This is a genomic window from Actinacidiphila glaucinigra (genome assembly GCF_035918135.1).
Lineage (GTDB): Bacteria > Actinomycetota > Actinomycetes > Streptomycetales > Streptomycetaceae > Actinacidiphila > Actinacidiphila glaucinigra.
This window is the reverse complement of the sequence record NZ_CP109144.1, coordinates 8,641,573-8,655,116: the sequence shown is the minus strand read 5'-3', so window position 1 is coordinate 8,655,116 and position 13,544 is coordinate 8,641,573. Positions and strand designations below refer to the sequence as shown.

The window sequence follows — 13,544 nt, the reverse complement described above, 5'->3', positions numbered from 1 at the left end:
GGGCCGGACGACCGCGGCCGGATCGGGAGGCCCGGGCTCACCGGTGCCCGGGGGCGGGGGCGGGGGCGGGTGCCCCCGGGCGGCCCCCACCGCCCGGGGGTTCCGCGTTCCGCGCCGGCCGGGGTGGCCGGCGCGGCGTTCACCACGGAAGCGGCGCGCTTCGGTCGCCGAAGGTCCCGGTCGGGCCGTCCTGGCCGACCGTGGCGTAGCGCACGATCGCCGCGGCGCCCTCTTCCGGTGTCTGGATGCCCTGGCCGCTCAGGCCGTGCAGGTCGGTGGCGCTGAACCCGGGCTCGACGGAGTTGACACGCATGTGGGGCAGGCCCTTGGCGTACTGCACCGTGAGCATGTTCACCGCTGCCTTCGACGCGGAGTAGACGGGCGTGACGTAGCGCGACTCGTTCTTCCCGGGGTCGAGGACCGTGCCGAAGGAGCCGAGCCCGCTGCTGACGTTGACGATGACCGGCGCGGCGGACTCCCCCAGGAGGGGGAGGAAGGCGTGCGTCACGCGCACCAGGCCGACGACGTTGACGTCGAGGACGGTCGCCATGTGGGCGCCGGAGGCCTCCGCGGCGCCGACCATGCCCTCGAAGACGCCCGCGTTGTTCACCAGGACGTCGAGCCGGCCCTCGCGGCGCCGCAGCTCCTCGGCCGCCGCGGTCACGGAGGCGTCGTCGGTGACGTCGAGCACGAGCGGCTCCGCGCCGAGCTCCTCGGCGGCCGCCCGTCCGCGGGCGGCGTCCCGGGAGCCGATGTAGACGGTGTGGCCGAGCTTGATCAGACGGCGGGCGGTCTCGCGGCCGAGGCCCTTGTTGCCGCCGGTGACGAGCGTGATGGTCATGACGTGCTCCGTGCTCCCTGGGGGTCACGACGTGCGGGTGACCGCGCGCGGACAGGTTCGGGGGTGTGTTCGGGGGTGTGTTCGGGGGTGTGTTCGGGGGTGTGTTCGGGGGACGTGCGGCCGGTCAGGCGGCGATGCCGTCGAGTTCCGCGAGGGCGTCGGCGGGCAGTTCCAGGGCGGCCGCGGCGACGTTCTCGCGCAGGTGCGCGAGCGAGGACGTGCCGGGGATCAGGACGGTGGTCGCCGACCGGCGGAGCAGCCAGGCGAGGGCGACCTGCTGCGGCGAGGCGCCCAACCGCGCCGCCATGCCCGCGAGTTCGGCCGACTGGAACGGGGTGAAGCCGCCGAGCGGGAAGAAGGAGGCGAAGGCGATGCCTTCGGCCGCGCACCGGTCGACGAGGGCGTCGTCCTGCCGCTTGACCAGGTTGTAGAGGTTCTGCACGGCCACGACGGGGGCGATGGACTGCGCCTCGGTCAGCTGGGCATCGGAGACCCCGCTGAGGCCGAGGTGCCGGATCAGGCCCTGTTCGCGCAGTTCCGCGAGGGCACCGAACCCCTCGGCGATCGACTCCTCGCCGGTGCCCTCCACGGAACCGAGGCGCAGGTAGACCACGTCCAGCACGTCGAGTCCGAGGTGCCGGAGGTTCTCGCGCACCTGGGCCTTGAGGTCCTCGGGCTCCGTGGAGGGGATCCAGCCGCCGGTGCCGTCGCGGCGGGCGCCGACCTTGGTGGCGATGCGCAGGGCGTCCGGATAGGGGTGCAGCGCCTCCCTGATGAGCTCGTTGACGACCGCGGGACCGTAGAAGTCGCTGGTGTCGATGTGGGTGATCCCCAGCTCGACCGCCTCGCGCAGCACCGCGAGGGCCTGGTCGCGGTCCTTCGGGGGACCGAAGACACCGGGACCGGCCAGTTGCATGGCGCCGTATCCCATGCGGCTGATGACGAGGTCGTCCGCGAGCCGCAGCGCACCTCCGGGTAGATTCCGGGCATTACTCATGTGTCGCACCTTTCGCGCATGGGTGTGGGGGGGATGACGAACCGGTCGGCTCCGGCCGCTCTCCACTGTGCGCGGCGTGGGGCGCGGGTGGCAGTGCCCCGCTGTTCCTGGGGGTGAGGGGACCAGCCACCTCACCCGCCGGGACGCATCCCGGCGTCCGTGCGGCGCGTCGCACGGCGATCCGGCCGGTCCGTCACGTCGCCTGGTCACGACAACCGGCGACGGCACCCATCTCGGAAGGCCCGACATGAGCACGTACCTGATCAACCACCTGCGCATCCCCGGCGGCATCCCGAATGACGAGGGCCTGGACTACCTGGAGCGCGTCGACGCCACCTTGCGACCCTACGGCGGCACGTGGCTCGCGAACGGCGAGCCGACCGTGGTGGAGGGCGCCTGGCCCGGCATGGTCGTCCTCCTGGAGTTCCCGGACCGGGCCGCGGCCCGGAACTGGTACGACTCGCCCGAGTACCAGGAGATCCTGCCGCTGCGCACCCGCAACGCGATCTCCGACCTGGTGCTGATCGACGGCCTTCCCGCGGACTACACCGTCGCGGGCTTCGCCCGGCAGGTCCGGGCGTCGGTCGCCGGTGCGTCCAGCACGGACGGGTGACGCGGGCTCAGCAGCACCCTGGCCGGGGCGGGTCGATCCCGCCCCGCTGACGTGGCCGGTCCCCGGCCTCGTTCGCGCCCGGCTGCCCCGCCGTCCACGAGGCCAGGATGCGCAGGGCGTCGTACGACGGGGTGCCGGGCTCCGCGGTCAGCACCATGAGGCGCTGCCCCGAGTCGTCGGGGCTGCTCCACGTGTCGCAGTCGAGCGTGAGGTCACCGACCACCGGGTGCCGGTAGTGCTTGGTGCCGTAGGCGGTGGTGATGACGCGGTGTTCCGCCCACCAGGTACGGAAGTCGGCGTCCTGGACCGACAACTCGCCGACGAGGCGGGAGAGTTCGGGATCGCCGGATTCCGAGGCGGCCTGCATGCGCAGCGCGGCGACGGCGTCGCGGGCGTCGTGCTCCCACTGCCGGTGCATGCCGCGGACGGCCGGGTCCGTGAAGAGCAGGTGCACGTAGTTGCGGCGGTCCGGCGGGATCGCGGAGAAGTCGGTGTAGAGGGCCGCGGCAGCGTCGTTCCAGGCCAGGACGTCCATCCGCCGGCCGAGGACGACGGCGGGCGTGGCCGTGAGCTGGTCCAGCAGGCGCCGCATCGCCGGACGTACGCGCTGCGGGGGAGGGCGGCGCCGCGGATGCGCGTCGGCCTTGCCGGCCAGCTCGTACAGGTACCGCTGCTGGTCGTCGTCGAGACGCAGCGCACGGGCCAGTGGGGCGAGGACCGATGCAGACGCCCGGACGCGGCCCTGCTCCAGCCGCGTGTAGTAGTCGACGCTGATCGCGGCGAGCTGGGCGACCTCCTCCCGGCGCAGGCCGGCGACCTTGCGCGCGGAACCGGTCGGCGGCAGACCGCATTCGTGCGGTGCCAGCTGTGCCCGGCGGGCCTTCAGGAAGGCTCCGAGTTCGCGGGGGCCGGATGCCGCAGTCATGTGCCCCATTCTCCCGCGCAGTCCCCCGGTTGTGAGGGGGCAGGTTTCCTCCCGGGCAGGAATCCGCCTCTTCCGCCCGCTCCGGCCAGGGCGGATGGTCGGGAAGCGCCCGGCACGGATCCGGGCGGCAGCGGGCCCGCCGAACGGGCGCGGCCCCGCCGAACAACGAACACGGAGCATCCTGTGACCAAGACCACCGTCACGTTCGACAGCGCCGGCATCCCGCTCGCCGGGCACCTCTACTCCCCCGACACCGCCGGCGTGCCGGGCCCCCGGCCCGCGATCGTCGTCGGTCACCCCGGCACCGGCGTGAAGGAGCAGACCGCGGGCCACTACGCGCGGCGCCTGGCGGAGCGGGGCTTCGTCACGCTCGCCTTCGACGCGGCCCACCAGGGCGAGAGCGGCGGCGAACCCCGCGGCCTCGAGGACCCGGCGCAGCGCGTCGAGGACCTCAAGGCGGCCGTCTCCTACCTGACCACCCGCGGCGACGTCGACGCCGAGCGCATCGGCGCCCTCGGCATCTGCGCCTCCGGCGGCTACGTCCTTCCCGCCTCGGCCGGCGACCGGCGGATCAAGGCCGTGGGCACCGTCAGCGCGGTCGACGTCTCCCGCCAGTTCCGCCTGGGGGCGGACGGGACCCAGGACGCGGCCGTGTTCCAGGGCATGCTGGAGGCCGCTGCCGCCGCCCGCACCGCCGAGGCCCGCGGCGAGACGCCGCCCGTCCTGACCCTGTTCCCCGACACCGCGGACCAGGCACGCGCGCTGGGCGGTGAGCACGGCGTCGAGGGCTTCGACTACTACCGCACCGCGCGGGCCCGGCATCCGCGGGCGGCCGACTTCTTCACCTGGTCGAGCGTCGACAAGATGGCGGCCTTCGACGCCTTCGCCGCCGTTCCGCTGCTCGGGCCGCGGCCCCTGCTGATGGTCGTCGGATCCCGCGCGGTCACCGCCTGGATGAGCGTCGACGCGTTCCAGCGCGCCACCGGCCCCAAGGAGTTGCACTGGATCGAGGGCGCCGGTCACGTCGACCTCTACGACCGGGAACGGTACGTCGACCCCGCCGTCGAGAAGCTCGCCGGCTTCTTCACCCGGAACCTGGACCCGGCCGCGGGTCGCTGAACCGGGCGACCCGGGAGGGCTACGCCGGCAGGGTCCCCCGCATGCGCGAACTCGCCACCGGCGTCCGGCACTGGCAGGCGCCGCACCCGGACCGGACGCCCGACGACCGGTGGCCGCGGGAGGTGTCCTCGTACACCGTCGACGACGGCACCCGGCTGCTCCTCATCGACCCGCTGTCCGTGCCGCCCGGACTCCTCGCGCGCGCGGCGGACCGGCAGCCGGTGGTCGTGCTCACCGCGCCCCGGCACGAGCGCGACACGCGGAATCCGGTCGAGCGCCTCGGCGCGCCGGTGTTCACGCCCCCGCCGGACACCGCCGACGACCTCGTGCGGAAGTTCGGCGTCACCCGCGAACAGGCGGGCGACGGCAGCCTCGACCTCGCCTGGCTGCGCACCGGCACCGGCGGCGCGGGCCGGTTGTACGCTGCGGGTGACCGGCTACCGGTGGGGGTGGAGGCGTTCGCCGGGCGGGAGCACAACGACCTGCTGCTCTGGGACGGCCGGGTGCGGGCCGTGATCCCGGGCGACACCCTGGTCGACTTCGGCCAGGGCCTGCAGATCAACGACTGGCTGCGGGGCGGCGTCACACGCGCGCAGGTGGCGGAACGGCTGCGCCCGCTGCTCGCCCTCCCCGTCGAGATCGCGCTCCCCGCCCACGGCGCACCGGCCGACCGGGCCGCGCTGGAGCGTGCGTTGTCGCTCTGACGTCACCGCGGCTCGGCACCATGCGGGTGTGGTCCTCGGAGCGGTCGACGCCGTGAACCGGTCGTAGGGCCTTCCGCCCAGGAGGCCGCGCGGACCTGGTCGGTGTACTGCTCGGCCACGGTGTCGCAGGACGTGCGCGTGTCCGCCGGCCGGCCGTCGGTGTCCTTGTCCGGTCGCGGTGGCCGACCGGGGGATCCGCGCTCAGGCGGGGAACCGTACGCCCGTCAGCCGCTCGCTCGCCGTCCACAGCCGCTCGCCCTCGGCCGGGTCGTCCGCGCCGCGCGGCAGCGGCACCAGGACGGGGGTACCGGAGGTCTGGTCGCGTCCGGCGGGGCCGGTGAAGTGCCCGCTGCGGACGTCGGGGCTGGTGGCGGCGTACAGCGAGGGCCACGCGGCGCCCTCCTGCGAACCCATCAGCGCCCGTGCGGCCATGGCCACGAGCATCCGGGAGAGCGGGCCGCTGCTGTGCCGCTGCAGGTTGGTCATCGCCGAACCGGGATGAACGACGACCGCCTCGACGCGAGTGCCGGCCAGACGGCGCGCCAGCTCCCGGGTGAACACGACATTGGCGCGCTTGGACTTGGCGTAGGCGGTCATCGCTCCGTACCGGCGCTCGCTGTTCAGGTCGTCCAGGCGGCCGCTGCGCCATCGCGCGGCGACGGCGCTGACGGTCACGACGCGGGCCGCAGGAGACCGGAGCAGGGCCGGCATGAGCCCGGCGGTGAGCGCGAAGTGGCCGAGATGGTTGGTGCCGAAGGTCAGCTCGAACCCGTCGGCGGTGGTGCGGCGCCCGGGCACGTTCATGACGCCCGCGTTGTTGATCAGCAGGTCGATCACCCGCGGCTCCGCGGCCAGCCGTTCGCCCGCCCGCCGGATCGAGGCGAGGTCGCCGAGGTCGACGACGACCGTGCCGACCTCGGAGCCGGGCTGTTCCGCGCCGAGGGCGGCCGCCGCCTCGTCGAGCGTGTCCTGACGGCGCCCGGCGAGGATCACGCGGGCGCCGTGGCGTGCGAGGACGCGCGCGGTCTCCAGCCCGATGCCGCTGTTCCCGCCCGTGACGAGGGCGGTGCGGCCGCGCTGGTCGGCGATGGCGTCGGGGGTCCAGTGATGGGCGGTGGCGGCGGTGTCGCCGAGCATGCCGGGACTCCTATCAAATGAACGTCCCCACCTCCGGGCGAGTTGTCAAATGAACGTTCAATAGCCGAGGATGCGTGCATGCGCACACGCGATCCGGACCTGAAGCGCCGGCTGCTTCTGGAGGCGGCGCTGGCCGAATTCGCCGAGTACGGCGTCGCCGGGGCGCGGGTCGACCGGATCGCCAAACGCGCCGGGGTGAGCCCCGGCCTCACGTACTCCTTCTTCGACGGCAAGGAGGGCCTGTTCGAGGCCGTCTACGACGCCGTCGTCGAACAGGCCGTCGCCGGCATTCCCATCGACGCCGACGACCTGCCCGGTTATGCCGGCCGCCTCTACGACGCCGGCCTCGACCACCCCCAGGTGATGCGTTTCGTGACCTGGTACGCCCTCGAACGCGGCGACGGCCGCGAGGTCCGGCCCCTCGTGGCCGCGTCCATGGCCGACAAGATCGCCGCGGTCGAGGACGCCCAGCGGCGCGGCACCGTCACCGACCGCATGGGCGCGGGAGAACTGCTGGCACTCGTCCTGGTGATCGCCAACATGTGGCAGCGCCAGGGGGAGGACGTCCGCTCCCTGGTCCCGGCATCGGAGCGCAGGCGGGTCGTCGTGGAGTCGGTCCGGCAGCTCGCCACCCCCTGATCGCGGCACGCGGCCGCATCGGCTGAGCGCCGCCCCGTCATACGCGGCAGGGTCGTTGACGTCCCGCCTCGGCCCTCGGCCGGACACCACGCGACGCGACGCGACCGAAGGCTGCGCCCCCGCCCCGTCCGGCGCAATCGCCACACCCCCGGCCTGCGCGGCGAGCACCCGCGGGGCAGCCTGGGAAGCGGAGCCCGCCCGGCCGCCCTCGCACGCCGACCGGGCGGGCCGCCACGTCGGCGGGCGGCGGGATGACCTCGCGGGCCTCGGCGGTTGTACGCAGTGGAGCAGTACACCGTCACGCGAGGGAGCAGCGGACATGACCGCGCAGGACGTCGACCGCAGCGGCTTCACCGAGCGGTGGGAGCGCTGGCACCGCGCCAAGGAGGAGGTGCTCGCCGGTCCGCACGGCTTCCTGGCGATCACCAGTCTGCGCCGGCCGGGCCCGCGACCGGAACGCTACGACGACGCGCCCGGCGCCTGGTCGGCCGCCGACGGGCACGTGGTGGTCGAGCTGGACGACGGCGAGGAGTTGACCGTCGGCGGGACGGCGGTGCGCGGCCGGTACGACTTCGGCGTCATCGGCGAGCGCGACAGCGTGTACGCCGGCTTCGGCGCCGCCGTCGTCGAGGTCGCCAAGCGCGGCGGGCACGACATCCTGCGGCCGCGCCACCCGGACAACCCGCTGCGCACCGGCTTCACCGGGACACCCGCCTACACTCCCGATCCCCGCTGGGTCCGCGAGGCCCGGTTCGCGCCCTACGACGCCCCGCTTCCGGTGACGGTGGGCGCGGTGGTCGAGGGCCTGGAGCACGTCTACGACTCCCCCGGGCAGGTGGAGTTCGACGTGGACGGCGCGACGTACCGGCTCACCGTCTTCAACGGCTCACGGCCGGGCGCCCTGATGGCACTGTTCACGGACGCGACGTCCGGGGTGACCACCTACGCGGCGAACCGCTCCCTGCAGATCGACCCGCCGGACGCCGGGGGCAGGGTGAGTCTGGACTTCAACCGCGCGGCCAACCTGCCCTGCGCGTACACCGACCTCGCCACCTGCCCCCTCCCGCCCGCCGGCAACCGGCTGCCGTTCGCCGTCGAGGCGGGCGAGAGGATTCCCCTGGAGCGGGGCGGCCAGGTCTGACGCCGGTCGCTCAGCCGCGCAGGAACTGGCGGCCCGGCCGACGGCGGGCCGGATCCAGGGCGGCGTCGACCTCCTTGTTTCGCGCGACGTCCAGCACGATGGCGGCAGCATGGTGCTCCCGGCGCTCCACTGCGGCGCGGCGCAGGTGGGTCGGCGGGTGGGTCTGGTCCTCGGCGTGGGCGGTGAGAACGGACACCCGGCGCCGCCGCTCGATCTCGTGCTCCGGGATCGACGCCACGTACTCCTTGAGGCGTTCCCAGACCGCCTCGTCGGGTTCCCGGCCGCTGCACGCACCGCGGGCACGGTCTTCCCCCGTCGGTCTCCATGCCGGCCCGACAGCCGGATGTTCAGCGGGCCGGCCGCCGCCGGTACAGCCCCTCCTGCACGACGGAGGCGACCAGGCGGCCGTCCCTGGTGAAGAACTGGCCCCGGGCCCGGCACGGACCCGCCGGTCACCGGCGGTGCGGGGACCAGCGGTTGAGGGTGGTGCCGTCGGCGGCCAGGGTGAGCCAGGTGCCGTCGCCGAGCGCGACGGGATTGTCGCCCCGGCCCGGGTACCGGTCCCCGTCCGGGTAGGCGACCGGGCCGAGCGGGCGCAGCGTGAGCGCGTCCAGCAGCCAGTGCCGGGACGCCTCCCGGTGGTGGTGGGCATCGTAGGCGGCGGCGATCACGGTGTGCCCGTCGACGAAGCCCGCGACGAAGTCCCAGGCCGGTTCGGTCCCGTCGCCGTCGTCCTCGCCGCCCGCGAGGTCCGCGGCGTCCCGGTCCATCAGGACGCGGCCGTCCGGGAAACGGTGCAGCCAGAGCGAGTCGTAGCCGTGCGGGGTGCTCAGGAATGCCCGGCCGCCGGGGTGGACGGCGACCGGGATCCGGAAACCGTCTCCGATCTCCCGGACGGTCAACGCCGATCCGTCCCAGTGACCGACGTAGGCGGGAGAGCCGTCCTGGCCCTGGCCGGTGCCGAGGATCATCCGGGTGCCGTCGGGGTGCGGGAGTTGGTGCGAGCCCTGGGAGCCGCCCTCGATCCGGGCGACGCCGAGGACGGTGCCGGCGGCGGCGTCCAGGACGAGCCACTGCTCGCACGAGTCGGTGACCGGGTTCCCGTGGTCGATGTCCGGCAGGACGTGCGCCCAGACGAGCCCGCCGTCCGCGCCGACCTGTACGGATCCCCGGGAGAGACCGGGGCACGGCTCGGGCCCGCCGTGACGGTGGGGCGCGTCGCCCCAGCAGCCGTGCCGGTACTCCCAGCGGGTACGGCCGTCGGGTTCCAGGGCGAGCACCGAACGCTGCCCGGAGAGGACGATGAGGCCGCCGTCGGCACTTGCCGCGCGGGCGCTGTTCCGCCACCCGGGCAGGGGGTTCGCGACGGTGGCGAGCACCGCCGTCCGGCCGGCGAACGCGGCGTCCAGATCGACCAGTGCCAAGGCGTCGTCCTCCTGGTGCAGCAGCGCGTGGTGCGCGCCGCCGGGATGCCGCAGCAGCGCATGGCCCGCCGTCACGGATCCGGCGCCCGGGAGGCAAGCCGTGCCGGCCGGACGCGCGCGGATGGGCGCCGGATCAGCGGGCACGGCCCGCCGCGGCACCGCCTCAGCGGTGGCGTGATGTCGTCGGAGCTCCCCGGAATCCACGCCCGCACCCTAGTCCCCGCGCGGCGCGGTGACGTCGTACGAGATCCGCCCGGCGGGCAGGTAGAACAGCGCGATGAGGGCGCCGCCGCGGACCTCGGGGTAGTGGTGGCTGCCGGGGGCGGGGGCCGTCCAGCCCGGGCCCTGCCAGCCGCCGGGACCGGCCAGCTGCGCGTCCCGGTCGACGGGTGCCACGAGGTTGATCTCACCGTAGGGGTGGGCGTGGTACTGGCCCCGGAAGGGGGCCTGGCTGTCCATGTACACCGCGGTGATGCTGAAGTACCGCGTCTCCGCCGAAGGCGGTGCGATCAGGCTGCGCCGGTAGCGCGGGCCGTCGACCTCGATGTTCGCGGCCCAGCCCTCCTCGACGCCGTGCTTGATCAGGCGCGAGAGGTGCCCGTGGAGCTCGCTGTGCGGGCCGTGGGTGCCGTTCAGCCAGTCCTCCAGTTCCCTGCCCGGGGTCCGGTTCCTGACCTCGTCCAGGAACCGGATGCTGCGTTCGATGAGCTCTCGCCTGTGATCCATCGTCCGTCCTCCTCGGCGCCCGGGGTGACCCTCGCACCCCGTCGGAGCCAGCGTGGCAGCAGGTTTCTTTACGGTCAACACTTGTAATGCAACCTGCTTCGACCGCACGGAATCCCCGCACCGCGCGTTAACGTTACAGTCCCTAGATGTAATGAAATGTCCACCTTCGCTCGCGCCCCCGTCGCGAGGTGGAGGGCCAGGCGAGGAGGTCAGGCCGGTGCACAAGCTCATCCGGCGTGCGGGGCGGCCCGCACCCGTCCCGGTCGCCGCGGGAACACCTCACGGCCGCCCCGCCGGGGGCCGCACGGCACCCCGAAGGCGGCAGCGGTCCAGGTCCTGGCAGGCATTGCGGCTGTCCGAGGTGGGCGCCCCCGTCGTGCTCGTGCTGATCATCACGACGATCGGTTTCGTCGCGCCCTCCGACGTGCACCTGGCGTCCCTGCTCATCGCGGCGCCCGCCCTGATGGCAGCGATCTCGACGGCGCGCGCCACCTCCGCGGTGGCCGCGCTGTCGCTGGTGGCCGCGGTGATCTGCGACGTCCACGACGGCCTGCTCCGCTCCCCCATCCTGCCGACGCACATCGCCGCCCTGGTCGCGGTCTCCGCCTTCCTCGTCGCCTTCTGCAGCACCCGCGACCGCAACCGCCGGGAGGCGAGCCAGCTGCGGGCGATCTCCGAGGCGGCGCAGCAGGTCGTCCTGCGGCCCCTCCCCCGCCGGATCGAGGATCTGAAGGTCGCCTCGGCGTACCGCGCGGCCGAGAGGATGGCCGAGGTCGGCGGCGACCTGTACGCCGCGGCGCGGACGCCGTACGGCATCCGGCTGCTCATCGGCGACGTCAAGGGCAAGGGCCTGCAGGCGCTGGACGACACGGCGGCGCTGCTCGGCGCCTTCCGTGAGGCGGTGCACCAGCACCGCACCCTGCCCGCCCTGGCCGCGGCGCTCGAGGGCAGCGTGCGCAGGCACGTGGCGGAGGCGTCCGCGACCGACGCCCACGCACCGGAGCGGTTCATCACCGCGCTGCTGGTGGAATTCCCGCCCTGCGGCGGGCTGGTGCGCACGGTCAGCTGCGGGCACCCCCTGCCGCTGCTGCTGCGGGACGGCCTGATCACCGCGCCGGCGGGCCCGGCGCCGGCGCCCCCGCTCGGGCTGGCCGGCCTCGGCCCCGCCGCGTACCGGGAGGACTGCTTCCCGCTCGCCCCGCGCGACCTGCTCCTGCTCTACACCGACGGCCTCGCCGAGGCCCGCGACCGCTCGGGCGCCTTCTACTCCGTGGCCGACCGCGGGATCCCGCGGGATGCTGCCACGTGCGACCCGGAGTCCCTGCTCCGGGACGTCATGGCGGACCTGCTCCGCCACACGGACGGGCGGCTCAACGACGACGTGGCGCTGGTGGCCGTGCAGTACGTCCCGGAGCCCGGTCAGCCGGAGCCGGAGGGGTGCGCCGCGATGGCGGGCCAGAGGGTGCCGACGACGCGGTCCGCGACGTCCGCACCGGAACCGCCGGTGCGGAGGTAGTCGGCGAAGTAGCTGCCGAAGCAGAGCGTCACGACGGTGTCGAGGTCGACGTCCTCGCGGACCTCGCCGCGTTCGCGAAGGCGCAGCAGGGTCTGCGCCAGTTCCTCGCACCGGGGCCCCACGCCGTGCTCGCGCAACTGCTCCAGCAGACCCGGGGCGCGTTCGACCTCGGCCATGAAGTTGCCGTGCAGGGCCATCGCGCCCCTGTTGTGGTAGCGCGGGTCGAGCCGGCGCACGGCCTCCCTGAACGCCTCGACCGCGGGCAGGGCGTCCATGTCGACGTCCGGGTACGCCTCGCGCTGGGCACGGAAGCCGTACTGGAGGGCGTCGACGACCAGGTCGTACTTGTTGGCCCAACGCCGGTACAGCGTGGGCCTGGTGACCCCGGCGTCGGCGACGATGTCCCCGATGGTCATCTGCGCGTACCCGTCGGCGACCAGGCGCTTGCGCGTCGCCCGGATGATCGCCTCCTCGATCGCCGGGTCCCGCGGCCGGCCACCGGCACGCGAGCCTGCGCCGCGGCCGGCCTCCTTGCCGTCACCGACGCCTTCGACGCGGTCCTCTCCGCTCATCCGCGGTCCTCTCTGCACCCGGGGGCCGGCTCCATGCCATCGATGGCGGCCGTTACATTACAGAAGCGTAATGTAACGACCTCTCGCCTCGCCGCACGGACGACTTCCGCACCGGGGTGCGGACCCGGGAGGCCGGGGGGCAGCATGTACGTCGCCGGGGCGCTCGCGGACCGGCGGTGCGTCCGCGGCCCGCGGGGGCGCGGCGCGCCGGCGGTGGGGGTGCCGAGCGGGGACGGCGCAGCTATCGTACCGACTGGACGGTATGAGCCGACCCCCCGCGAGCCCCCAAGGAGCACCGCATGCCGCGCGCGAAGTCCAACGGAATAGAGCTCGAGTACGACACCTTCGGCAGCCCCGGCGATCCGGCGCTGCTGCTCGTCATGGGCCTCGGTGCGCAAATGACCCTGTGGCGGACGGAGTTCTGCACCGCGCTCGCGGACCGCGGCTTCTTCGTCGTGCGCTACGACAACCGGGACGCGGGGCTGTCGACCGGTCTCGACGAGCACCCCGTCCCGGACATCGGCGCCGTCCTGTCGGGCGACCCCTCCGGCGTCCCCTACCTGCTGGCCGACATGGCCGACGACGCCGTCGGGCTGCTGGACGCGCTGGACATCCACGCCGCGCACGTCGTCGGAGCCTCGATGGGCGGCATGATCGCCCAGCAGCTGGTGATCGACCACCCCGACCGCGTGCTGTCGCTGTGTTCGGTCATGTCCACCACCGGCGACCGGTCGGTCGGCCGCGCCTCGGCGGAGGCCATCGCGGCGATGCCCGGCTCGAACGGCGTCCCCCTGACACGCGAGGCCGTCATCGACGAGGCGGTGCGACGGGCCGCGGTGATCGGCTCCCCCGCCTACCCGCCGGCTCCCGAGGAGCTGCGCGAGCGGGTGACCGCCGCCTACGACCGCGCGTACCGGCCGGAGGGCTACCTGCGCCAGTACGCCGCGATCCTGGCCTCCCCCGACCGCACGCCGGGACTGCGGTCGGTGACGGTGCCGACGGTGGTCGTGCACGGCGAGCAGGACCCCCTGGTCGACCGCAGCGGCGGCCGGGCCACGGCGGCCGCGGTCCCCGGCAGCGAGCTGCTGCTGATCCCCGGCATGGGCCACGACCTGCCGGAGCAGGTGTGGCCGGCGGTCGTGGACGCGATCGCCCGCAACGCCGCCAGGGGCATCTGAGCCCGAACGCCC

General features: G+C 74.1%; 15 protein-coding genes. 7 read left to right on the top strand and 8 right to left on the bottom strand.

Translation table 11 applies throughout. From position 1 onward, the window contains the following. Positions 1–139: 139 nt before the first annotated feature. Positions 140–841: an SDR family NAD(P)-dependent oxidoreductase gene (locus OIE69_RS39295; protein ID WP_326579936.1), complete on the bottom strand. Its 702-nt coding sequence runs from the start codon at positions 839–841 to the stop codon at positions 140–142. 124 nt (positions 842–965) lie between these two features. Further along, entirely contained in the window at positions 966–1,838 is an 873-nt protein-coding gene (locus OIE69_RS39290) for an oxidoreductase (RefSeq protein WP_326579934.1), read from the bottom strand. Between the two features lie 247 nt (positions 1,839–2,085). On the opposite strand from OIE69_RS39290, the gene OIE69_RS39285 reads away from it, so the two are divergent. Further along, complete coding sequence (locus tag OIE69_RS39285) at positions 2,086–2,451, top strand: DUF1330 domain-containing protein (RefSeq protein WP_326579932.1); 366 nt, start codon at positions 2,086–2,088, stop codon at positions 2,449–2,451. 7 nt (positions 2,452–2,458) lie between these two features. Here OIE69_RS39285 and OIE69_RS39280 read toward each other — a convergent pair whose 3' ends face one another. After that, entirely contained in the window at positions 2,459–3,376 is a 918-nt protein-coding gene (locus tag OIE69_RS39280) for a helix-turn-helix domain-containing protein (protein WP_326579930.1), read from the bottom strand. A gap of 183 nt (positions 3,377–3,559) precedes the next feature. Here OIE69_RS39280 and OIE69_RS39275 point away from each other — a divergent pair, with 183 nt between their 5' ends. Continuing rightward, the gene (locus OIE69_RS39275; RefSeq protein WP_326579928.1) at positions 3,560–4,495 is read left to right on the top strand and encodes an alpha/beta hydrolase; all 936 of its coding nucleotides are present in this window, start codon (positions 3,560–3,562) and stop codon (positions 4,493–4,495) included. Positions 4,496–4,536: 41 nt separating this feature from the next. Then, a complete protein-coding gene (locus OIE69_RS39270; RefSeq protein ID WP_326579926.1) occupies positions 4,537–5,199 on the top strand; it encodes an MBL fold metallo-hydrolase in 663 nt (220 codons plus the stop codon). A 201-nt stretch (positions 5,200–5,400) separates the two neighbouring features. Here the strand turns inward: OIE69_RS39270 and OIE69_RS39265 are convergent, their stop codons facing one another. After that, on the bottom strand, positions 5,401–6,336 hold the full coding sequence (locus OIE69_RS39265) for an oxidoreductase (protein WP_326579924.1): 936 nt from the start codon (positions 6,334–6,336) through the stop codon (positions 5,401–5,403). A gap of 78 nt (positions 6,337–6,414) precedes the next feature. Between OIE69_RS39265 and OIE69_RS39260 the strand changes: the two genes are divergently transcribed. Together OIE69_RS39260 and OIE69_RS39255 are read left to right on the top strand one after the other, a co-directional pair. After that, the gene (locus OIE69_RS39260; protein WP_326579921.1) at positions 6,415–6,975 is read left to right on the top strand and encodes a TetR family transcriptional regulator; all 561 of its coding nucleotides are present in this window, start codon (positions 6,415–6,417) and stop codon (positions 6,973–6,975) included. Positions 6,976–7,294: 319 nt separating this feature from the next. Beyond that, complete coding sequence (locus OIE69_RS39255) at positions 7,295–8,116, top strand: DUF1684 domain-containing protein (protein ID WP_326579920.1); 822 nt, start codon at positions 7,295–7,297, stop codon at positions 8,114–8,116. Positions 8,117–8,126: 10 nt separating this feature from the next. Here the strand turns inward: OIE69_RS39255 and OIE69_RS39250 are convergent, their stop codons facing one another. From OIE69_RS39250 to OIE69_RS39240, 3 genes are all read right to left on the bottom strand, one after another. After that, positions 8,127–8,354, bottom strand: coding sequence for a hypothetical protein (locus OIE69_RS39250; RefSeq protein ID WP_326579919.1), 228 nt, complete (start codon positions 8,352–8,354; stop codon positions 8,127–8,129). Between the two features lie 214 nt (positions 8,355–8,568). Then, a complete protein-coding gene (locus OIE69_RS39245; RefSeq protein WP_326579918.1) occupies positions 8,569–9,615 on the bottom strand; it encodes a hypothetical protein in 1,047 nt (348 codons plus the stop codon). A 138-nt stretch (positions 9,616–9,753) separates the two neighbouring features. Then, entirely contained in the window at positions 9,754–10,266 is a 513-nt protein-coding gene (locus tag OIE69_RS39240) for a 4-hydroxylaminobenzoate lyase (RefSeq protein WP_326579917.1), read from the bottom strand. A 217-nt stretch (positions 10,267–10,483) separates the two neighbouring features. Between OIE69_RS39240 and OIE69_RS39235 the strand changes: the two genes are divergently transcribed. After that, positions 10,484–11,782 (top strand): PP2C family protein-serine/threonine phosphatase, encoded by a 1,299-nt coding sequence (locus OIE69_RS39235; protein ID WP_326579916.1) that lies wholly within the window; start codon positions 10,484–10,486, stop codon positions 11,780–11,782. Here the strand turns inward: OIE69_RS39235 and OIE69_RS39230 are convergent. Further along, positions 11,686–12,354: a TetR/AcrR family transcriptional regulator gene (locus tag OIE69_RS39230; protein WP_326579914.1), complete on the bottom strand. Its 669-nt coding sequence runs from the start codon at positions 12,352–12,354 to the stop codon at positions 11,686–11,688. The genes OIE69_RS39235 and OIE69_RS39230 overlap by 97 nt on opposite strands. A gap of 299 nt (positions 12,355–12,653) precedes the next feature. Here OIE69_RS39230 and OIE69_RS39225 point away from each other — a divergent pair, with 299 nt between their 5' ends. Next, entirely contained in the window at positions 12,654–13,532 is an 879-nt protein-coding gene (locus tag OIE69_RS39225) for an alpha/beta fold hydrolase (RefSeq protein ID WP_326579912.1), read from the top strand. Positions 13,533–13,544: the final 12 nt, after the last annotated feature.